General features: G+C 36.9%; 19 protein-coding genes. 3 read left to right on the forward strand and 16 right to left on the reverse strand.

What is annotated here, in order from left to right; genetic code table 11:
* Positions 1–42: 42 nt before the first annotated feature.
* The 5 genes from HNQ94_RS09650 to HNQ94_RS09670 form a co-directional block, all read right to left on the reverse strand.
* Positions 43–2202: a TRAP transporter permease gene (locus HNQ94_RS09650; RefSeq protein ID WP_174496125.1), complete on the reverse strand. Its 2160-nt coding sequence runs from the start codon at positions 2200–2202 to the stop codon at positions 43–45.
* Positions 2203–2216: 14 nt separating this feature from the next.
* Entirely contained in the window at positions 2217–2627 is a 411-nt protein-coding gene (locus HNQ94_RS09655; RefSeq protein WP_174496124.1) for a DUF1850 domain-containing protein, read from the reverse strand.
* A gap of 122 nt (positions 2628–2749) precedes the next feature.
* On the reverse strand, positions 2750–3748 hold the full coding sequence (locus tag HNQ94_RS09660) for a TAXI family TRAP transporter solute-binding subunit (RefSeq protein ID WP_174496123.1): 999 nt from the start codon (positions 3746–3748) through the stop codon (positions 2750–2752).
* 278 nt (positions 3749–4026) lie between these two features.
* Positions 4027–4740 carry a response regulator gene (locus HNQ94_RS09665; RefSeq protein ID WP_174496122.1) on the reverse strand — a complete coding sequence of 238 codons (714 nt, stop codon included), beginning with the start codon at positions 4738–4740 and terminating at the stop codon, positions 4027–4029.
* On the reverse strand, positions 4727–6337 hold the full coding sequence (locus HNQ94_RS09670) for an ATP-binding protein (protein WP_174496121.1): 1611 nt from the start codon (positions 6335–6337) through the stop codon (positions 4727–4729). Before HNQ94_RS09670 ends, HNQ94_RS09665 begins: the two co-directional genes overlap by 14 nt.
* A gap of 98 nt (positions 6338–6435) precedes the next feature.
* Here HNQ94_RS09670 and HNQ94_RS09675 point away from each other — a divergent pair, with 98 nt between their 5' ends.
* Positions 6436–7527: a DctP family TRAP transporter solute-binding subunit gene (locus HNQ94_RS09675; RefSeq protein WP_246199981.1), complete on the forward strand. Its 1092-nt coding sequence runs from the start codon at positions 6436–6438 to the stop codon at positions 7525–7527.
* A 130-nt stretch (positions 7528–7657) separates the two neighbouring features.
* On the opposite strand, the gene nikC is transcribed toward HNQ94_RS09675, so the two are convergent.
* From nikC to HNQ94_RS09720, 9 genes are all read right to left on the reverse strand, one after another.
* On the reverse strand, positions 7658–8590 hold the full coding sequence (gene nikC, locus HNQ94_RS09680; protein WP_174496120.1) for a nickel transporter permease: 933 nt from the start codon (positions 8588–8590) through the stop codon (positions 7658–7660).
* Between the two features lie 12 nt (positions 8591–8602).
* Positions 8603–9604 (reverse strand): ABC transporter permease, encoded by a 1002-nt coding sequence (locus HNQ94_RS09685; RefSeq protein WP_174496119.1) that lies wholly within the window; start codon positions 9602–9604, stop codon positions 8603–8605.
* A gap of 116 nt (positions 9605–9720) precedes the next feature.
* On the reverse strand, positions 9721–11415 hold the full coding sequence (locus tag HNQ94_RS09690; RefSeq protein ID WP_174496118.1) for an ABC transporter substrate-binding protein: 1695 nt from the start codon (positions 11413–11415) through the stop codon (positions 9721–9723).
* Positions 11416–11472: 57 nt separating this feature from the next.
* Positions 11473–12441 (reverse strand): ABC transporter ATP-binding protein, encoded by a 969-nt coding sequence (locus tag HNQ94_RS09695; protein ID WP_174496117.1) that lies wholly within the window; start codon positions 12439–12441, stop codon positions 11473–11475.
* Positions 12422–13432, reverse strand: coding sequence for an ABC transporter ATP-binding protein (locus HNQ94_RS09700; protein WP_174496116.1), 1011 nt, complete (start codon positions 13430–13432; stop codon positions 12422–12424). Before HNQ94_RS09700 ends, HNQ94_RS09695 begins: the two co-directional genes overlap by 20 nt.
* A 235-nt stretch (positions 13433–13667) precedes the next feature.
* A complete protein-coding gene (locus HNQ94_RS09705) occupies positions 13668–13922 on the reverse strand; it encodes an alpha/beta-type small acid-soluble spore protein (RefSeq protein ID WP_174496115.1) in 255 nt (84 codons plus the stop codon).
* Between the two features lie 92 nt (positions 13923–14014).
* Positions 14015–14620: a serine/threonine-protein kinase gene (locus tag HNQ94_RS09710; protein WP_174496114.1), complete on the reverse strand. Its 606-nt coding sequence runs from the start codon at positions 14618–14620 to the stop codon at positions 14015–14017.
* A 102-nt stretch (positions 14621–14722) separates the two neighbouring features.
* Complete coding sequence (locus HNQ94_RS09715; RefSeq protein ID WP_174496113.1) at positions 14723–16342, reverse strand: long-chain fatty acid--CoA ligase; 1620 nt, start codon at positions 16340–16342, stop codon at positions 14723–14725.
* Between the two features lie 276 nt (positions 16343–16618).
* Positions 16619–17566, reverse strand: a complete 948-nt coding sequence (locus HNQ94_RS09720; protein WP_174496112.1) for an alpha/beta hydrolase — start codon at positions 17564–17566, stop codon at positions 16619–16621.
* A gap of 172 nt (positions 17567–17738) precedes the next feature.
* On the opposite strand from HNQ94_RS09720, the gene yfkAB reads away from it, so the two are divergent.
* A complete protein-coding gene (yfkAB, locus tag HNQ94_RS09725; protein WP_174496111.1) occupies positions 17739–18863 on the forward strand; it encodes a radical SAM/CxCxxxxC motif protein YfkAB in 1125 nt (374 codons plus the stop codon).
* A gap of 70 nt (positions 18864–18933) precedes the next feature.
* Here yfkAB and HNQ94_RS09730 read toward each other — a convergent pair whose 3' ends face one another.
* A complete protein-coding gene (locus HNQ94_RS09730) occupies positions 18934–19824 on the reverse strand; it encodes a LysR family transcriptional regulator (RefSeq protein ID WP_174496110.1) in 891 nt (296 codons plus the stop codon).
* Positions 19825–19934: 110 nt separating this feature from the next.
* On the opposite strand from HNQ94_RS09730, the gene HNQ94_RS09735 reads away from it, so the two are divergent.
* Positions 19935–20852: a Nif3-like dinuclear metal center hexameric protein gene (locus HNQ94_RS09735; RefSeq protein WP_174496109.1), complete on the forward strand. Its 918-nt coding sequence runs from the start codon at positions 19935–19937 to the stop codon at positions 20850–20852.
* Positions 20853–21016: 164 nt separating this feature from the next.
* Here the strand turns inward: HNQ94_RS09735 and HNQ94_RS09740 are convergent, their stop codons facing one another.
* Positions 21017–21985, reverse strand: coding sequence for a serine hydrolase domain-containing protein (locus HNQ94_RS09740; protein WP_174496108.1), 969 nt, complete (start codon positions 21983–21985; stop codon positions 21017–21019).
* Positions 21986–21992: the final 7 nt, after the last annotated feature.

The raw sequence follows: 21992 nt of genomic DNA on the forward strand, positions 1-21992 counted from the left end.
TATTACTCACTGTAGCTCCTTTAAATACACTCCCATCTTCATTTAGTTCGTTGTAATCGATGGTCCTTCTGATATTTCCTCTTTCTTTCGCCAATTTGTAACTAATAAGAGGATAAACACGGAAGCACCAATTAAATCTGTAATCAAGCCTGGATAGATTAAGAGTAAAGCAGCAGCTCCAGAAACAATTCTTAACCAACCAGGAACTTTTTGAAATAAATAACCTTCTGTCATAACGGATAACAATAGGACACCTACAATAGAGGTAATTGTTATAACAAGAATATTTAATATTGTTGCATCTATCATTAACATTTCGTGTGAAAACACAAACATAAATGGAACTATAAACCCTGCTATCGCTAATTTCATTGCTTGGAAACCAGTTTTATTCGGATTTCCACCTGCAATTCCGGCTCCCGCAAAGGCAGCCAGTGCTACAGGAGGTGTAATATTGGCAAATATACCAAAATAGAAAACAAACATATGAGCAACAAAAATAGCTACTTCTGTTGATCCAGCAAGTTCAGTGAACAACGGAAGTTGAAGTAATATAGGTGCAGCCATTGTACTCGTAATAATATAAGTTGGAATACTAGGTAGACCCATTCCAAGAATAATAGATGTAATCATCGTTAAGAAAAGTGTGATGATTAGCTGAATGAGATCACTTTCTACTAAACCACCAATACTAACGATACTACTTGCTATTTCTAGTGCTACCCCTGTCAGAGAGGCAATCCCCACTACAATTCCAACAGCACCACAGGCAATTGCTACTGGAACTGTTGTTTTCGCACCGTCTTCTAACGCGTTTAAGCAATCCTTAATATCCATCTCTTCTGCTTCTATTTTTAATTTCTTCCTCCACAAATTAATTCCAAGTGGAATGGCAACAATTAATAGAAGCTCCCACCAGTCACTTCTTACAGCAGGCATTGCTTCTCCTGAAATAAGAGCTGTCACTTGTGGTTGAAAAATCAAAAATAGGGATAAAGCAGTCATAATTGGTAGAATACGCTTAGCACCAGAAATCATCACTGTTGCCATAATGGACCAAAACGCTGCATAAAATGGTGTTTTTCCCGAAAACAACAAGTATAACAAAAACAACATTGGGAGCATTAAATGCCCACGTTCAACAAGCACTTGCCTTAAAGATGGCAACTCGCTTTTAGGTAATCCTTCTAATCCTCGTTTGGAAGCACGAAAATGTACTTGCAATAAAATACCAATATAAAAAAGTAAAGCAGGAATAATACCAGCTAAAATAATCTTCGTATACGGAACAGCTAGGTTTTCAGCCATAATGAAGGCCGCAGCCCCCATAATTGGAGGTAGAATTTGTCCCCCAACACTTGCGGCTGACTCTACTGCACCAGCAAAGTCTTTTTTATAGCCAATTTTTTTCATGAGTGGAATCGTAAATGCACCTGTTGTAACAACGTTGGCAATTGCAGAACCATTAATAGAGCCTAAGAATCCACTTGCAATAACAGCTACCTTTGCTGGGCCACCTTTCGTATGACCAGCAACCGCTAAAGCTAAATCATTAAAAAGCTGTCCCATCCCCGAGCGACTTAAAAATGCTCCGAACAGAATGAACAGAATAATATAGCTTGCGGAAACACCGATTGCTGTACCTAGGACTCCTTCTGTTATAAATACAAGTTGAGAAACAATTTGCTTGGATACATTCATCAAAATAGGCGATGTTAAATCTGGATAAATCGATAGCTTGACATAAAAACCATATAATAAAAAGCCTAAGCCTAAGGTGGCTAATCCCCAGCCTGTTACCCGCCGTGTAATATCAAATAACAATAGAATGACCAGAATACCTACATAAAAATCTGTATCATTTATTTGGCCACCTGATTCTATAATTCTTTCAGCAGTAACGAGCATATAAATTCCTACAAACAAAGATAACCCTGCTGTTATATAATCATAGATTGGAATTCCCTGTTTCGAGCTTTTTCTCAAAAAGGGATAGAGTAAAAACCCTAGCGTCATTAATGTATATAAATGAATACTTCTTTGCTGTATATCAACTAACGAGCCCGCGTAGGATGTATATAAATGAAATAAAGATAACCCAATTGCTAACACGGAAATGAATAGAGAAACATACTTAGGAATTCCAAATCGCACATTGCTTTCTCTGTCATAATCAGCCTCTGCATGTTTATTTGGTTTCATTTGTTCACCTCTTTCTAGTTGTTTGTATAAGTTTTAAATGTAAAAATCATTGCCTTTATAAAAGGCAGCCTCATAGGTTGAATATGAAAGGCCGCTTCTTGTTCATCAAGTTCTACTTCCTTTTCACCAAGGATAAAGCGGTGTTTCGTTTCCTTTCCAGTACGAACCACAAACACTTCCCCAATACTTCGATTAATATCTACCATGTATACCCAACCATCTTTAATGTAGGAGTCTTCTCCTACATTATTTGGAACCCCTGCACCAAAGGTTTTAAATCTTGTAGACTGAATAAATATTTCATCATCATTAACGTAAAAAAATTCCTCCCACTCCTCTTTTTCAACGGAGTGAACCCATCGAATAGAAAAGGTCTCATTTTTTTGGAGAAAATCAAGAGAATATTCTTTTCCATCCACTGTCATTGTCAGCACATTTACAGGTATGAACAGTAGGAATCCCAAACCAATTATGGTTAAAATTATTAATAATTTTGTTTTCATTTTTAAAAGAAAGGGTACCGAGGTTGGTACCCTTTATCCTTTTATTATTCTAGTATTCCTTGTTCTTCATAAAACTTCTTAGCCCCTGGATGAAGCGGAGCTATTAAACCTTTGGCTATTTCATCCCTTGCTAGCTGTGTTAGAGCTGATACTGCTACAGCATCAGTTCCTAAATAATCGTAATAACGTTTCGTTAAGTCATATACTAGATCTTCACTTAAATCAGCAGAAACAATGATCATGTTTTGAATACCAACTGTTTGTACTTCTTGTTCTAAATTGTATTTAGCTTCATCACCAGCTGGAATCGTAAATGGCTTATAGAATGGATACATCTCCATTAACTTATCCGCAACATCCCCTTTGATTTCTACAAAAACAACATCATTTTGTTGCATCAAGTCTGTTATGTTGCTATTTGGGACACCTGATGTAAAGAAGGCTGCATCTAAGTTACCATTTTTCATTTCTTGCACACTATCAGCATAACCAGTATGTGTTACTTTTTCTAAATCGTCATAAGTAAGTCCAACAGATTCAAGTACTTTCTTCGCACTTTGCTCAACACCAGACCCTACTTTACCTACTCCAACCTTTTTACCTGCTAAATCTTCTACCGAAGTTATGCCACTACTTTCAAGCGCAACTACCTGTACGACGTTTTGATACATTCCTGCTAATGCTTGAACGTCAACTTTCCCATCCTCAAATTGTCCTGTTGCATTTACTGCATCATAAGCTACATCACTCATAACAATTGCTAATTGATTCAGACCATCTTCTATGTTTTGAATGTTCGCAACCGAAGCACCTGTTGATTCAACAGTGACATTTCCAACACTTTCACTTTCTTCAAAAATCGGCTTAAGTGCACCACCGATTGGATAGTAAGTACCAGAAGTACCACCCGTTCCAAATACTAGTGATGTAGAATCTCCTTCACCTGAACCCCCAGAACCTTCTCCTCCTGCTTCATTACCTCCACAAGCAGCTAAAATCATCATGAAAGCTAGCATCAAAACAAACCATAAACGTTTCGTCATATATATCCCCCTATTATTATAGTTTAAATATTCTTACTATTGATGATGTTAACGCTTTCAGACAATTTTGAAAACATTTTGAACATATTGGACATTTTGGTCTTTTTGGTCAAGTAAGATCGAAAGCATAAATAGTAGATATCATATTGGAAGAGGGTGCATCATTCAATACACGTAAATGAACAAATTTTCAATACCATAGTCTTATCTAAACAAAAAACATATGAGATTAAAAGAGACCCAAATCATAAGAGAAGTGGGTCGTTACATTATATTTGTTAGGAAGATTTGTCGGAAATGATATATCTATTTATTGGTCTACCTACTCCGCCATATTGAATATCCATATCAACTTTTCCTGTTTTTTGCAAAAAATCTAAGTATCTTCTTGCTGTTACACGTGCAATTCCTATTCCTCCTGCTGTTTCTTCTGCAGATACAGAGCCTTCCTGCTGAATTAAAAATAGGACGATCTGTTTCAAAGTTTGTTCATTTAACCCTTTCGGAAGGGCATTTATTTCCTGTTGATTGTCTATCTTGATATTGGATGATAAGGATGGGATAAGGGCATCGATGTGCTGTTGTTCTAACTCACCTTCACCTTTAAAATTATTTCGATAGGTATAATAATGCTGGAGTGCCTGTTGCAGTCTTTCAAATTGAAATGGTTTAACGATGTAGTCAAGAGCCCCATTTTGGAGCATCGTTTTAATTGTAGCTTTATCATTGGCAGCCGTTATGACAATGATATCTACATCTAATTGCTCCGCTCGCACAGCTTTTAATGTATCAATACCATCTTGCTCTGGCATAAAGATATCGAGAATGATTAAATCCGGTTTTTGCTCTTTCGCTTTTTGTAAGCCTTCCATTCCGTTTTTCGCTGTGTCTATAATTTGAAAACCTTCTACTCGCTCGATAAATTGACGATTTACTTCTAATACCATAGGATCGTCTTCGATTAAAAGCACTTTAATCTTATGCATCCCCATACTCCCTCATTTCATGAGTCATTGGAAAGGTTATGATAAAGCTTGTCCCTTCTCCATAATAGGAGATAACTTCTACTTCTCCCATGCCTTTTTCGATTACTTTATTTACTAGATAAAGACCAATACCAGATCCTTTTTCTCCCTTTGTTGTAAATCCTTTTTCAAATATTCTTTTTTTCTCATCCTCTTTTAATCCAATACCGTTGTCCTCTACTATAACCTTGCAGTAGGTATTATTTTGTTCGATTAAAATATCGATCCATTTTTCCTCACGTTCGACTTGATCAAAGGAATCAAACGCATTTTCTATTAAGTTTCCTAATAGTAAAACAAAGTCATGCTGATCCAACAGCATTGGGTATTGCTTGAGCTGGCTATATTCGTCTATACTTACCTCTATTCCAAGCTCTCTTCCACGGCTAATCTTACTTATTAATAAGCCTGCAATACTATAATCTCTCATTCCTTTACCTAAAAATTTCAATAACTCCTCTTGTCTCTCAGTAGTTTCAAACACAAAATTTAGCGCTTTTTTATTCTGATTTAATTGTATTAAACCTGCTATTGTATGAAGTTTATTCATATGCTCGTGATTTTGGACACGTAAAGCGTCAACAAACGCTTTAACGCCTGTTAGTTCTTCAGCCATTTGGGTAACTTCTGTTCGATCTTGAAAAACTACTACTGCCCCAATTACCTCTTGGTCCACTAAAATAGGCACTCGGCTACTCATGATGAGCTTATCACCTATTCTTATTTCTTCATTATAAACCTCTCTTCCTTTTTCAATCACAAAAGAGAGCTCTATTTCCTTCACTATTGTATTTGCATCTATTCCAATTATATTTCCTTCTACTCCTAATATCTTCTTTGCTTTCTCATTAAAAATAATGATTTTATTATCCCGATCAACTGCAATGATTCCTTCATTCATGGCTTGGAAAATAGCCGTTCGTTCCACTAATAATTGAACAATTTCATGCGGCTCAAGCTGATACGTCTGTTCTTTTATATGATGAGCCAATAACCAAGAACCTATTATGCCAAATACTATTGTTAGAAATAATATAAGGAATATTTCTTCTTTTGTATCTAAAAGGATGTCGGTGGGTGAGGGTAGCACATTTCCAACAATGACTACTCCAATTTGCTCGTGTTTTTCATCCATAATTGGAACAAATGCTCTTACAACCTTTCCAAGTTCACCTTTAGCTGTTGTCACATAGCTATGCTCAGCAAATGCAGGACCTTCATCTCTACCGGAAGAAATCGTTCCAAGCATTTTGTCATTTGGATGGGAAAAGCGGATTCGATTCATGTTTAACACGACGATATAATTTGCGTTATTAACCGTCCTGATCCTTTCCACTATAGGATTAATCGTATTCCATCCTTCTGATAGACTAATATTTTGTATAATGCCCGGAAGATTTGCGACCGTTCGACCAGTAATCATCGCATGATCACTCAGCTCTTCCTTTTTGGATTCAATCGTGTTTCCAATATAAATTATCATAATAACTAATATAGAAAATAACACAACTCCAGATGATAGAATGGTAATCTTCCATCGAATAGGCATACGCTTTAGCGACATGCAAATCGTCCTTCCCGTTCCAGTTAAGCCTATTGTACCATTAGTTAATCTTCTATGTTACACTATTGAAAACGTTCCTGTTACTGGAGGGGAAATCCTTGAAAACTGTTACGACTATAACTCTATTTATCTTAACAGGTATCGTTACAGCAATTTTTTTTGGATTTGATATAAGTGAAATGGTTAGATCCTATGAATATGATGATGAACAAGAGGGCATTAAAGATGAAATCGTCATTAAATTTAGTCACGTCGTTGCAGAGAACACTCCAAAAGGAATGGCAGCACATCGCTTTGCTAGAATGGTGGAGGAGCGGACAGACGGAAAAGTAAAAGTAGAAATTCATTCTAATGGAGTCCTATATAATGATAATGATGAGTGGGAAGCAATTAATAAAGGAAATGTACAAATGATTGCACCTGCTACTTCAAAGCTTTCTGCCTATTATCCGAAATGGCAGGTACTTGATCTTCCTTTCGCCTTCCCCTCCTATCAGGCAGTCCAGGATGCTTACGAGGGTCCAATTGGTCATTCTCTATTGAAGGAACTAAAAGGCTCCAATGTGACTGGATTAGCATTTTGGTACAACGGATATAAACAAATAACAAATAATGCTCATCCTATCAAATATCCTTCTGACTTTAGTCGATTACATTTTAGAATTATGCCAAGCCCAGTTATTGATGCACAGTTTGAGGCGTTTGAAGCAAGTACTAGTACCCTACCATTTAATAAAACATATAAGAATCTTGAAGTTAATTTTATAAACGGACAAGAAAATACATTATCAAACATATATACGAAAAAGTTTTATCAAAAACAAAAATACTTAACAATGAGTAATCATGGTTATCTTGGATATGTGGTGCTTATTAATACAGAGTTTTGGGAAGGACTACAACCTGAAATTCAGGAAGTCATTAAGAAATCATTACAAGAAACGACAGAATGGGTAAGTCGTCATTCTATTGAAATGAATGACCAACATAGTAGAAATCTAAAACAGCTAAAAAGTATAGAAATTCATACGCTAAATCAAGAGCAAAAAAGACTATGGCGTGAGGCAATAAAACCTGTATATGAGGATGCTGCACCTGTAGTTGGGTATGAATTAATGAAGGAACTTTATAAAATACAACTTAAATACGGAGAACCAATAATGAAGGGGCTGTCGGAAAAGTCTAGTTAACTTTTTCGACACCCCCTATTTTTGTATACAGGAATGAACTTGTTCCTTTAAATCTTATTTTAATGAAACTGCGACATAACTTAGGCCTCATACAATATGCGACTATCTCGACGCTTCTATAGAGTACTATCTAATTTTTCATCTTTGGATCAAGTGCATCCCTTAACCCATCCCCAATTAAGTTAAAGCCAAGAACCACTAACATAATAGCAACTCCTGGTACAATTAGTGTCCAAGGGGCTAATTGGATGAAATCTCTTGCATCTGCTAGCATTTTCCCCCACTCCGGATCAGGTGGTTGAGCCCCTAATCCTAAAAAGCCTAATGCAGCTGCTTCCAAAATAGCCGTACCAAAACCTAATGTTGCTTGAACAATAATCGGGGCTGTACTGTTCGGTAAAATGTGATGTAATATGATTCGTCCATTTTTCATTCCTTGTGCTTTGGCGGCCATTATATACTCTTCTTCCCGTAAGCTAATTACTTTCGAACGTACGAGACGCCCAAATATTGGTATATTAATAATCGCAATTGCTATTAATGCATTTTCCAAAGAAGCCCCTAAAATAGCAACGACTGCGATAGCTAGTAATATACTCGGAAAAGCTAATAATATATCAAAAATACGGGAAATGAGCATATCAATCCAACGACCAAAATAACCTGCAACAATCCCTAAAATCGACCCTACGACTAATGCGCCTGTTACCGCAAAAAATCCTACTTGTAGTGATATCCTGGCTCCATAAGCAATTCTAGTGAAAATATCTCTTCCTAAGTGATCCGTTCCTAACCAATGTTCTGCAGAAGGTGGTTGTAATCGATTAATAATATCTTGTTCATCAAAAGCAAAAGGAGTTAGCAAAGGAGCAACTAGGCCAAGCAAAATAAAAAACACAATTATGACAAACCCAGCAAGTGCAAAATGATTTTTTCGTAGTTGCCTCATTGCATCTCTCCAAGGTGAGATCGCCTTTACTTCTTCCGAATTAGGTTTAGGGCTGTTCGGGGAAGGGTTTGTTAATTTCTTATTTGAAAATTGCTTTTTGTTTTCTACATTCACCACTCATCCCCCCTAGTATTTTATCCTTGGATCTATTGCTGAGTACAACAAATCAACAATTAAGTTAATAATGACAAAAATAAACGCAATGATTAATATTCCAGATTGAATAACAGGATAATCTCGGAAACTTATCGCATCAAAAACATATCGACCAATACCTGGCCAACTAAATATAGTCTCCGTTAAAATTGCTCCACCTAATAAAACTCCTGTTTGAAGACCAATAACTGTTATTACTGGAATTAATGCATTTCGTAATGCGTGCTTATAAACAACTAAAAATTGCCCTGCACCTTTCGCTCTTACCGTTCTAATGTAATCAGATTTCATAACCTCCAGCATACTGGAGCGGGTCATCCTTGCAATAATGGCCATCGGTATTGTTCCAAGTGCAATGCTTGGTAAAACTAAATGCTTTAACGACGTAATTACCCGAGGAAAATCTAAATGAATGAAGGAATCTAGGACATAAAAGTGTGTAATGGCAGCAATTGGGTCTTTACTGTCCTGTCTTCCGTAAGCAGGAAACCAACCTAATTCTTGAGCAAACAACCATTGCTCCATTAATGCTAACCAAAAGATTGGCATAGAAACCCCAACTAATGCAAACAGCATGGCCAAAAAATCAAACCAAGAATTTTGCCTCCAAGCACTAATAATCCCAGCATTCACCCCAATGAAAACTGCAAAGAGCATCGCAAAAAAGGTGAGCTCAAAAGTGGCGGCTATATAAGGCCATATTTCACTTGAAATTTCTGATTTGGTTTTTAAGGATGTGCCTAAATCTCCTTGTAAAAGATCTTTAACATAAAGCCCATATTGTACGATATATGGTTCATTTAATCCCATTGATTCTTCAAGCGCCTCCACTTGCTCTTCTGTGGCATTTTCTCCTAAAATAACTTGAGCTGGATTTCCTGGAATTAAATGAACGATAGAAAAGGTAATAATCGTCATCCCGATTAAGACTGGGATAAGCATTAAAATTCTTCTAATCGTATAGGCAAACATGTTTTCACCTCACTTCCTTTGTTTGGAGCCACTCTACTATTTTTAGACAACGTAAACTAGTTAAAGTAAAAAAGAAGGTAGTAGAGGTAAATCTCTACTACCCTCTAAGGTGATTTTTAATTACTTAATTCCACTTCAGCTAGAGATTCACTTGTAGATGGATGTGGAACATAATTTTTAACTGTATTTCTAGCTGCTAGAACTGGTGTAGAGTGAACTAATGTAACCATTGGCGAATCTTCCAAAATTAATCGTTGTGCTTCTTTATAAAGCTCCGCACGTTCCTCTTGATCAATGGAGACCTTTGCTTGATCTAACAATTCGTTTACTTGATCATTGCTATAGAAAGAGCGGTTTCCTCCACCAATGGAATCCCCATGTAACAGACTTCCTAGGAAGTAGTCTGGATCACCATTTGTACCTGACCAACCTAGCATAAATAGTTCTTGTTCACCATTTGCTGTCTTCTCTAAGTATGGAGCCCATTCTTCTCGAACAATGTTTGCAGTTATACCAACTTGAGCTAAGTCATTTTGGATAATTTCCGCTACTGTTTCTGGATCTGGCATATAAGGTCTTGCTACAGGCATTGTCCATAAGTCAATTTCAAGTCCACCCTCATAACCTGCCTCAGCTAACAATTCTTTTGCACGATCTGGATCATATTCATAACCTTCCAATTCATCATTGTATCCAAGATATCCAGGAGGTAGTGGGTTTGTTGCTGGAATAGCGTAACCCGCATATAAGGCCTCCGCAATTGCCTCTCTGTTAACAGCATGGTTAATTGCTTGTCGAACTAACTTATTATCTAATGGTGCCTTTGATACGTTCATGCCTAGGTAACCAAAATTGTTCGCTGCACGAGTATATAAATCTAAGTTTTCATCAGATTCAACACCAGCTGCATCATCTGGATTCAAGCCATCCATGATATCGATATCGCCTGAGCGAAGCGCAATTAAACGAGCAGCATTGTCAGGTATTACCTGGAAAATAACTTGATCAAGTTTTGGTAACCCTTCAATACGATAATCCTCAAACTTTTCTAAAACAATAGAATCGTCTTTACTCCAGCTAACAAATTTGAATGGACCAGTTCCAACCGGATTTTCATTAATGGTTGGCCCGTATTCCTCTAATGCTGCCGGAGATGTAATCGCAAAGTATTGCATTCCCATGTTTTGTAGGAAATAACCTAATGGACGATTTAGAACAAATTCAACCGTATGCTCGTCAATCACATTAACTTCCTCAATGACATGACCCTCGTCGCCTTTATATCCACCAAACAACGTGCCATAAATCGGATACGTATAGCCCTCTTCTGTGAAAGCATATTTATGCTCTGGGTCTGCCCAACGTTCAAAATTAATTTTTACTGCTTCCGCATTAAAAGGAGTCCCATCATGGAATGTGACGCCCTCTTCTAAATAGAACGTATATACAGTACCTTCATCGTTTGATTCCCAATCATGAGCGAGTCCTGGCGTAAGTTCAAAAGACTCTTTATCAAAATTTAGTAAACTCTCAAAAATTTGCTTCGTTACCCGAGAAGATTCGCCGTCTGTTGTACTAGGGTTATCTAAACTTTCTGAGTCACCACCACGAGCAAATACTAGAATTTGCTCCTCATCACTAGCATCATCTTCCCCTTCATCTGTTGTATCATCTGTGTTATCATCCTCTGTTTGGTCTTGATCCTCTCCATCATCAGGATTTGCTGAACCGTCACCACTACATGCAGCTAAAACTAAAATGAAGGCTAACATGAGTGTGAGTAAAAACGAAAACTTTAAATTAAGCTTCATACCTTTTCCCCCTATTTTTTTAAAATTATATGATAATCATCCTAATCGCTCGTTTCTCTATTCATATAAATGACAAGCGACAAAATGATTATTTTCCTGTTCTTCAAACTTCGGTCTAACCTCTTTACAAATATCCATGGCTCGAGGACAACGGGTATGGAAAGCACAGCCACTCGGTGGATTAGAAGGACTTGGGACATCACCTTCTAGAATGATTCTATCTTTCTCTGCATCTGGATCAGGCACTGGGACCGCTGATAAAAGAGCTTGGGTATAAGGATGTTTTGGGTTATCATAAAGTTCATCCTTATTAGCCATTTCAACCATACGCCCTAAATACATAACGCCAACGCGGTCACTTATATGCTTAACAACACTTAAGTCATGAGCAATAAACACGTATGTAAGGTTAAACCGATCTCGTAAATCCTGCATTAAATTTAGGATTTGTGATTGTACAGAAACATCTAATGCTGAAACAGGTTCATCACAAATGATTAGTTTTGGATTGTTGGCAAGTGCTCTTGCAATTCCTATTCTTTGTCTTTGTCCACCACTGAATTGATGAGGATATCTAGAAGCATGATAGGGACTTAATCCAACCACTTCCAGAAGCTCCTTAATTCGTTTTTTTCTTTCTTCCTTACTTTTTACACCGTGCACCAATAAAGGTTCACCTATTATTTTTTCCACCGTATGCCTTGGATTAAGGGAAGCATATGGATCTTGAAAGATGATTTGCATATCTCTTCTTAACTTTCGCATTTCCTCTGTATTTAGGTTGGTAATGTCTTTATCTTCAAATTTCACTTCTCCAGCAGTTGGTTCTATGAGGCGTAATATCGATTTTCCTGTTGTCGATTTCCCACAACCTGATTCTCCAACGATGCCTAATATCTCCCCTTCCATTACCGTAAAGGAAACATCATCAACAGCTTTCACCTCTCCTACCTTCCGCCCAAACACTCCACCTTTAAGATCAAAATATTTTTTTAGTCCATTTACTTCAAGAATTGGATTTGGCATGGTCGTTCTCACTCCCTACGTTTTCTTCATAAAGAAAACATCGTGTATATCTCTCATTTCCAATGGAGAGAAGCTTTGGATCTTCTTGAAAACAGCGGTCAAAAGCATATTCACAACGCGGAGCAAATCGGCATCCAATTTTTCCTTTGCCAGGCTTTGGGACAGTTCCTGGTATGGAATATAGCTTTTGTTCCTTTTCATGTATTTTAGGCAGGGATCGAATGAGGCCTTGCGTGTAGGGGTGTTTTGGGTCCTTTAAAATTTCTTTAGCTGTTCCTTCTTCCACTACCTTTCCTGCATACATTACAACTACGCGTTCGCAAATTTCCGCAACAACACCTAAGTCATGCGTTATTAATAGAATCGCGGTTTCCTTTTCTTTATTTAGATTTCGCATTAAATCTAAAATTTGAGCCTGAATCGTCACGTCCAAAGCGGTAGTAGGTTCGTCTGCAATAAGTAGTTCTGGATCACAAGCCATCGCCATTGCAATCATCACTCTTTGTCTCATACCTCCAGATAGCTGATGTGGATATTCGTCTACTACTGCTTCTGCTCTTGGAATTCCTACAAGCTTCAATAGATTTATAGATTTTTGTCTTGCTTCTTTTTTATTTACCTTTTCATGAAGTAAAATGGCTTCTCCTATCTGGTTGCCTATCGAATAAAGGGGATTTAACGAGGTCATAGGTTCTTGAAAAATCATCGCTATTTCATTTCCTCTAATTTTTCTCATTTGCTTCTTAGAGGCTTTCGCTATGTTCTCACCTTTAAAATTAATTTCACCATCTACAATTTTTCCAGGAGGACTAGGAATTAACTGCATAATAGATAATGAGGTTACACTTTTACCACAGCCAGATTCACCGACTATTCCTACCACTTCGCCTTTTCGGACATGAAAGCTCACGCCATCAACTGCCGGAATTTCCCCATCGTCTGTAAAAAAGTGTGTGTGAAGATTATTCAGTTCTAATAACACATCTGACAAGTTTCTCCCCCCTAATGTTTCCTTTTTATTACCTAAACGTTACAACAATATATTTCAGACATTTACCATTTATTACTCTTCTTATATTTTTTTAGTAGAAAAGTTTTTTCTATATCTCATAGAGTAGATTTGATTTGATATCAAAAAAAAGAGTTTAACTTAAAAGAATAGCCAGAAACATGCAATCTGGTTTTTACTTTTAAGCAAACTCTTTTATCTGCATTTTATAATCTTTTCATTGCTTTTTATTCATTTCCTGTTGTGCCATTTTTATCATTTCTCGAACCATGTTACCACCAATATTTCCACCAATTTTCCCTGCATCCTTTGCCCTAATATTTCCATTGTATCCGTCATTTAATGGAATTCCTTGCTCATCAGCAACTTCGTATTTGGCATTTTCAGGACTTTGGGAATTAGTGACCTTCGCTTTTAATTGGTCTAAACCTTCTCTTGCTTCTGGTACGAGTATTTTATTTCTTCTACCCATGAGATACCTCTTTTCTTTTCGATATCTTTATCAGAAGTCATACTTCTATATGCATAGTTTTAACGATTCGGAAAAAAATATGTATTAGATCATTATTTAGAGTGAATGGGTAAAATTCGAAAACGATACAAGCGAATGATTAGTTCCATAAGAAATTTTGGGTATTTTTTAGGGAAGTATTTTAATTGATAGTAGTGAAGATAGGCATTTTTTAAGTCTCTCCATTGGTAACAAGTCTTATCTTGAGTAAAACGAACCACATCTATTATTTTTATTTCATTACTTTCCGTTAAAATGATATTTCTCAAGTGTATGTCAGAAGGATTTAAACCTTTTGATTTGGCAAACTCTAACGCATGGTCAACCTCTTCAATCATCCTTGGCGTTATTTCAATTCCTTTATTTAAGCATTCATATAAGGTTAAGCCCGTAAATAATTCCATCACAAAATAACTAGGACCTACTTCAAAAATTTCAGGATAATAAGCGGAGCTATTTAGGCATTGATAAATAGCCACTTCTTTTTCAGCCAAATGCTTAAAAGAAGGATAGAAAACCTTTACGGCTTTTTGTTGGGAACCTAATTGAAATACTGCAGCACTTCTTCCTTTTCCAATCAAGTGTAATTCTGCTGGATATTTAACTAATTTTGTATCCGTAAATTTAATGTCATTAACAAGCTCCACTACACTTCTCATCCATAATCCCCTCTTAGTTCTTTTAGTTCATGCATATTCAAGTAAGATTAGAAAAAGGACAAAACAATGAAACGATTCATTTTGCCCTTTTTTCTCCATTATTTATGCTTTTTCAACTAAATGATCTTTTAGTTGCTCTCTTAAGCTTCGTTTCAAAAACTTCCCGACAGAAGTTTTCGGAATTTCATCCAGAAAAACAATATCATCTGGAATCCACCATTTCGGAAATTGCGTGCCAAGGTAGGTGAGTAATTCTTCTCTCGTTACACTATTTTTATAATCCGCTTTAAGGACAACACACCCAACAGGTCGCTCTACCCATTTTGGATGAGGAACAGCTATTACTGCCGCTTCAAAAACACCCTCATGTGCCATTAAAAAGTTTTCTAAATCAACAGAAGAAATCCATTCGCCGCCACTTTTAACTAAATCCTTTGTTCGATCAACTAGTTTAATGTTCCCTTCTGTATCTATCGTCGCAATATCACCCGTGTGTAACCAACCATCACGGAACGCATCCTTACTTCGCTCATCTTTATAATATTCATTGGCAATCCAAGGGCCTCTAACGAGTAATTCACCCATTTCCTGACCATCGGGTTTCACTTCTCCGGAATCATTGATGACTTTTACTTCTAGTCCAGGAACAACTATACCTTGCTTCGAGCGAATATCTAGTCTCTCTTCCTCTGGCAGATCCATTTGATAACTTTTTAGTCTTGCTGCCGTCACAACCGGAGTCGTCTCCGTCAATCCGTAAGCATGAAGGAATGGGATATTATACTTCGATTCGAAAGCACGAATTAAACCTCTTGGAGCTGCTGAACCTCCACATACAATTCCTCTCAGTGTACTAGTGTCGTATTCATTTTGCTCAAACTCATTCATTAAGCCCAACCAAATAGTCGGGACACCAGCTGTTAACGTTACTTTTTCCGATTCAATTAACTCCGCTAAAAGTTTAGGGGTAAACATAGGTCCAGGTAGTACTTGGGTCGTTCCAAACCACGTGCAAGCAAAAGGAAGTCCCCAAGCATTTACGTGAAACATCGGGACAACTGGCATGAGAACATCTGATTCAGATAAACCTAACGTATCACTTAAGCCAAGGGCCATACTATGAAGAACGAGTCCACGATGTGTATACACAACACCTTTTGGTTTTCCGGTAGTAGCTGATGTGTAACACATTGCAGCAGGTTGATTCTCGTCAAATTGATCTTCATATTGATAGTTCGGATCACCTTTCATTACAATATCCTCATAAGAATATACAGGGGATAAGGTAGTTTCCGGTAGCTCTTTGGCGTCGGTCATGACAACATATGCCTCTACCGTTTCTAGTTGGTCTTGAATCTGCTCTACAATTGGTACGATACTATCATCTATTAACAACACTTTATCTTCTGCATGATTTAGAATATAAACAAGATGTTCAGCAGATAATCGGAAATTCGCCATATGTAAAACAGCACCCATACAAGGTACAGCAAAATACGCTTCTAAATGGCGATGATGATTCCAAGCAAGTGTTGCAACACGGTCACCTTTTTGCACACCCAGCCTTGCTAAACCACTAGATAATGCTCGTGTTCTTTTTCCAACATCCTTATACGTTAGTCGGTGGATTTTTTCGCCTGTTCTAGAAATAACTTGTTTCCTTGAAAAATACTTCTCAGCACGCTCAAGCTTTTGAATTAACGTCAGTGGTGTATTCATCATTTTTACATTTCCCCTTCCGTTTTTTAAATATTCAGATAAGCATTCATAGAAGGAAGCTCTGATAATAACATCACGCCAATTTAAGTGTAAACAATTGTGGGAGGGTGGGTTGAAAACTATCAAGTTTTAGAAGTATGATGGAATGGAAACAATGGTAGGTTTTAATCAGAATTCCTTCGTTACCAATTATTGTATGCGCTTACATATATAAATACAATAGATTTTTCGGAATAGAAAAAAACATTCCAATCTATCAATGATTGGAATGTTAGCTACTTAGTTTAAGGCTTTTTCTATAAAAGCTGTAACACGTTGTTCAAATTCCTCTTTTGCAACCGTATATGCTTTCGTATGACCTGCATCTGGTACAATCCACAGCTCTTTTTCCCCACTTGCGGCCTCAAATATTTCATGCCCCATCTCTGTTGGCACCAGTTCATCGGCATCACCATGAATAATGAATAAAGGTCTCGTATTCTTTTTTACTTGTTCGATTGCTGATGCTTCTTCAAACGTATAGCCAGCTCTAAAGTTCGTAATCATACTTGTAATTTCCATAAGCGGGAATGCTGGCAATCCGTACAAATGCTTCAGTTGATAAGTTAGCTCTTCTTTAACCGATGTGTATCCACTATCTGCAATAATACCCTTCACTTCTTGTGGCAAATCTTCTCCACTCGTCATTAAAACTAATGCTGCCCCCATAGAGTTACCATGCAAAAAGATGCTCTTCGCACCCTTCTCATCTATTAAAAGTTGTATCCAATCTTGGTAATCCTTTCGATCATGCCACCCATAACCAATATAATCTCCTTCGCTTTCCCCATGTCCACGAGCATCAGGAATAAAAACATCAAAACCTAATTCATAATAAAATTTTACGTATTCGTCCATCTGTTCTTTATGTCCTCGATAGCCATGTGCAAGAATAACCGCTTTTTCATTCGGTTGTTCGTTCGCTATAAAGTCCCCTACTAAAGTAAGTCCGTCATAAGAGGTTAATTCTAGCGTTTCAAAAGTCTGATTTTTGTACCATTCCTTCGCCTCTGTAATGGCCGGGTCTTCGTCAGAAACAACAGTATTTGCTTCTTCTGATCCCCTATATAATTCTACTTCTTGTCCCCTTTTTACACTTTCTCCATAAAAATAATTACCAGCAAAAAGTAGTCCTACTAATAAAATCCCTATTAGACTGCCACCTATTATCCATAACTTTTTCTTCATCTGTCCCAGCCCCCAAGTAAAATGCCTTTTTAACTATTATAAAGGATTAAATAAATGAGTGGGGAATTTCTTCAATTGTTCCAAAATCTAGTTTTTGCACGATATTCATATTCCTTTATTAGTGTTAGAATAGATTCTGGTTTTATATTTTTTGAGAAAGGAAGTTTCATAAATGACCAAAAAAATGAAGCTTCAGCACCTTACGCCCACCTTTGATCCATGGGAAGCCTATATGGACGTAGAGGATTTTGGAAAAATGACTTTATCTAATGTAGAGTTTACTACTACTACTCTTTGCAATATGCGCTGTGCACATTGTGCTGTTGGGTATACTTTGCAAACAAAGGATCCCCAAGCTTTGCCAATGGATCTTATTATTAAACGATTAGATGACATTCCAAATTTACGCACGTTAAGTATTACTGGTGGAGAACCGATGATGTCTAAAAAGTCGGTACAAGAATACGTTGTTCCTCTTCTCCAGTACGCTCATGAACGAGGAGTAAGAACACAAATAAATTCAAACTTGACCCTCCCATATAGCCGTTATGAATTAATCATCCCATTCCTAGATGTTCTGCATATATCACATAACTGGGGTACTGTGGCAGATTTCGTGGAAACAGGATTTGCTCGAATGAACCGAAAACCTACCGAGGAAAATAGGAAAAAACTATTTGAGCGGATGGTAGAAAATTCGCAGTTCCTAGCAAAAGAAGGTGTTATGGTATCAGCAGAAACCATGCTTAATAAACGAACCTTTCCCTACCTAGAAAGCATACATGATCACGTATTAGAAATGGGATGTGCGAGGCATGAAATACATCCTATGTACCCAGTTGATTTTGCAAGCAACTTAGAAACCCTTTCGCTGCAGGAAATTCGCGAAGCAATCACCCGTCTGTTGGACCATCGTAATCAGGATACATGGATGTTATTTGGCACCTTACCTTTTTATGCTTGTAGCTCTAATGAACGAGAACTAGCATTCATTCAGCGATTATATAACGAAAAGAATGTCACTGTCCGTAATGACCCTGATGGACGTTCTCGTTTAAACGTAAATATTTTTAATGGCGATATCATCGTGACAGACTTTGGTGATGAACCGACATTAGGAAATATACAAACAACAAGCTTACCTGAAGCATATGACCGTTGGATGGAAACAAAAACAGCGAAAAGCTTAAATTGCCATTGTCCAGCAGTTAAATGCTTAGGTCCAAATGTATTAGTAAAAAATACGTATTATGAAGGCGTAGATTTTCAAGAACGAGCAGCAAAAATTAGCTTATAAGCTTTGAAGTAAACCTAAGCACAGACTGTGTTTAGGTTTTTCATATGAATAAACAACTAATTGTCCGTTCCTATCTAGCGGAATACCTCGTTACACTCGATATAAATTGTTCAAAAGACGGAGACATAAAACGATTCTTCCGATAAATTAACTGTATGTATTTAATTGGGAAATCTATCTGATCAATATCCATACACGTCACTTTCCTATTCCTTACATACTCCTTATTTTCTGTTAATGGTAGGAATGACGCCCCCATTCCCTCTTCTACCATTTTCACCATAATTTCAAGATGATCAGCCTCAACAGTAGACTTTATTTCAACACCATGTTGACCTAAGTAGTCAATTAAAAAGTTCATGTAGTTAGAAGATTGTTTAAACGTAATAAAAGGTAATTCAGTAAGTAACTCCTTTGATATGTTGGTGCTCTTTGTATATGGGTGTCCTTCTGGCACTACCAAGAAAATTTTTGTTCCTAATCCTAAATCAATATGTTCTATCATTTCCCTTTCCTTTGTTGTTGTAATGAAACCAAAATCTATTTCGTACTGCTCTACCAGTTTATAAATCTCTTCAGATGTTCCTATCTGTAAACCATATGTGACATTAGGAAATTCCTTATGAAAATCATGTAAGAATGGGGGTAAAATACTGTTCAATACAGGAAAACCTCCACCAATTCGAATGTGACCATGATTAGGATTATTATGTTGCCGAATGTCTTGAATCAAGTCATCGTATGCTAAATATAAACTTTTCGCCTGGTTAAATGTTTTCTTACCAATTTCATTTAAAATGAGCTTCTTTCCTTCTCGGTCAAATAACGAAACACCTAGGTGATGCTCAAGTTTTTGTATTCTCACTGTAATGTTCGGCTGATTAGTGTGTAATATGCGTGCAGCTTCTGACAAGGAGCCACTCTCCACAACTTTAATGAATGTTTGGAACAACTCTATCATTTCTTTTCTCCTTATGCGTTTTTTTTATATTATATATAATTTATATATATTTTACATATATACTGCTATTAACTAAAATGAAAATAAAATAGTGAGCAAGGAGAAATAGCATGATTCCAATACAGAAAATTGTTCATCAACTTGATCAAACATTTGCTATTCAAACATTCGGACCAGATTCTGCTTTTAGTCGTTTTATTCCTGAGGTGTATGATTCCATTAACTACGATTGGAAATCAAACTTTGATACTAGATTTACGGAACTGTTTAATGGGCTAATGATAAGAGGAGCAGACAATGTTCAACAAGTCTTCTTAGCTGTTTTTCCTACTGAAGATGTCCTGAATAAATTTATATCTCAAAGTGTGGAAGGGGATTTATTATTTATGCATCACCCACTAGTGATGGAATGTGGGGATCCTCGAGGAAACTGGGGAAAAGGGTTTGTCCCTATTCCACCTGACAAAATAGCAAAAATAAAAGAAAAGAACCTTTCCGTTTATACTTGCCATGTCCCAATGGATTATCATAAACAACTAGGAACAAGTATTGCCATTGCCACAGCATTAAGCAATAGAGTAATAGACCGATTTATTCAATCAGGGGAAAAAGGTCATCTAGGTCTTATTATTGAAATAGATTCTCAGAGTACAGAGGATTTAATTGCGGAATTAAAAAATATCTTTGCTATCCCCTATGTTGATTTTGAAGGCAAACATGTGAAAAACATTACGAAAGTTGCAATTGTAGCAGGCTGCGGTGATAAAGTAAATTGGATGCAAGAAGCTGAGAAAAAAGGTGTACAAGCTTATATTACTGGTGAAATTCATTGTCATATTGATAATGACTATGGGAGGAAAAAATATAGCCAGATGGTTGATTATGCAAAAGAAACGTCCATGTCTCTGATAGGTGTTTCCCATGCTGCCTCGGAATATTTAGTAAAGAAAACACGAATGACAAATTGGTTTCAAAAAGAGTGCAACTTAAACACGATTCTACTTCCACAAGAAAAGTGGTGGGTATAAGAATGGAGAAGTACGTTGTTCTGTCCCGCAGGAATAAGCCAAGTACGGTAGGGACAGTCTTTTTGCCACGTAGGAACTTTACTTATGTCACATTGGAATCTGAAACTCATATGTATACCTTATTACCTTATAATAAAGGACTCCACGGATTGTGGAGTCCTTTATTAGGTAACTTTTTCAAACAATTGTTTGAAAAATTGCATTGGTCTTAAAGAATGTTCATAAAGTTCACTAGTCATTACAGTAACTATTTTTAATGTCGGAATCACAATGATGTATTGTCCACCATGCCCTAGAGCAAAATACATCTCCTCTTCATCACCCAAGACCTGAATTTTTGTTGCCCACCAATGCATACCATACGAGCCGATGTGAGGATAGGTAACCAAATTTCCCTTTGTGGAAGCTCTAACCCAGTCCTTTGAAATAAGCTGTTTTTGATTCCACTTTCCTTCCTGTAAATATAACTGGCCGAATTTAACCAGATCGGCAACCGTTATTGTAAGGCCATCGGCTCCACGGTTAATATTTTGGCGATCACTATGCCAGTGAACATCGAAAATTCCCATTGGTCCAAATAAGTATTTTTTTGCAAATTCTAAAGCAGTCATACTAGTAGCCTTTTGTAAAATGGCTGTCAGAACGTGCGAGCATCCAGAATTATAGTTCATCTTTTCACCAGGGCTGTATTCAAGAGGACGGTCCAGAACGAATTTTACTATATCTGAACTATAGATCATTGGAGCAAAGGCATTCCATTCCCCCCACTCGGGAAAATTCAATCCATCTGACATTGTTAATAAGTGGTACAATGTTAAATTTCTTTTTCGTTTATCCTCTTGCTCATGGATGAGGTCTGGGAAATAATTCGAAACGAGCACTTCCACACTCTCGATGTAACCCTTATCAATGGCAATACCAATGAGTGCAGATAAAAAACTTTTCGTACAAGAATTTATTTTTTGTTGTTTTTTCGCCTTCTTCGCATTTTTAAAGTACTCCAAAATAGTAGTACCATCTTTTACGATTATACAGCTTGAAATCTTATCTTTTTTTATGTTGCGATTAAATTCCTCCCATACTTGATTTTCACAGTATGGATGGAGCTTATTGTATGATTTCTCTATTAACATCTTTCAT

Source organism: Salirhabdus euzebyi (genome assembly GCF_014207435.1).
Classification (GTDB): domain Bacteria; phylum Bacillota; class Bacilli; order Bacillales; family Alkalibacillaceae; genus Salirhabdus; species Salirhabdus euzebyi.

Coding starts and splice junctions, on each gene's coding strand:
- HNQ94_RS09715 (WP_174496113.1), bottom strand. CDS start 16,342: ATGATGAATACACCACTGACGTTAATTCAAAAGCTTGAGCGTGCTGAG.
- HNQ94_RS09705 (WP_174496115.1), bottom strand. CDS start 13,922: ATGGGTAGAAGAAATAAAATACTCGTACCAGAAGCAAGAGAAGGTTTA.
- HNQ94_RS09695 (WP_174496117.1), bottom strand. CDS start 12,441: ATGCCAAATCCAATTCTTGAAGTAAATGGACTAAAAAAATATTTTGAT.
- HNQ94_RS09735 (WP_174496109.1), top strand. CDS start 19,935: ATGATTCCAATACAGAAAATTGTTCATCAACTTGATCAAACATTTGCT.
- HNQ94_RS09740 (WP_174496108.1), bottom strand. CDS start 21,985: ATGTTAATAGAGAAATCATACAATAAGCTCCATCCATACTGTGAAAAT.
- HNQ94_RS09670 (WP_174496121.1), bottom strand. CDS start 6,337: ATGTCGCTAAAGCGTATGCCTATTCGATGGAAGATTACCATTCTATCA.
- HNQ94_RS09720 (WP_174496112.1), bottom strand. CDS start 17,566: ATGAAGAAAAAGTTATGGATAATAGGTGGCAGTCTAATAGGGATTTTA.
- HNQ94_RS09710 (WP_174496114.1), bottom strand. CDS start 14,620: ATGAGAAGTGTAGTGGAGCTTGTTAATGACATTAAATTTACGGATACA.
- yfkAB (WP_174496111.1), top strand. CDS start 17,739: ATGACCAAAAAAATGAAGCTTCAGCACCTTACGCCCACCTTTGATCCA.
- HNQ94_RS09690 (WP_174496118.1), bottom strand. CDS start 11,415: ATGAAGCTTAATTTAAAGTTTTCGTTTTTACTCACACTCATGTTAGCC.
- HNQ94_RS09685 (WP_174496119.1), bottom strand. CDS start 9,604: ATGTTTGCCTATACGATTAGAAGAATTTTAATGCTTATCCCAGTCTTA.
- HNQ94_RS09655 (WP_174496124.1), bottom strand. CDS start 2,627: ATGACAGTGGATGGAAAAGAATATTCTCTTGATTTTCTCCAAAAAAAT.
- HNQ94_RS09660 (WP_174496123.1), bottom strand. CDS start 3,748: ATGACGAAACGTTTATGGTTTGTTTTGATGCTAGCTTTCATGATGATT.
- HNQ94_RS09665 (WP_174496122.1), bottom strand. CDS start 4,740: ATGGGGATGCATAAGATTAAAGTGCTTTTAATCGAAGACGATCCTATG.
- HNQ94_RS09730 (WP_174496110.1), bottom strand. CDS start 19,824: ATGATAGAGTTGTTCCAAACATTCATTAAAGTTGTGGAGAGTGGCTCC.
- HNQ94_RS09650 (WP_174496125.1), bottom strand. CDS start 2,202: ATGAAACCAAATAAACATGCAGAGGCTGATTATGACAGAGAAAGCAAT.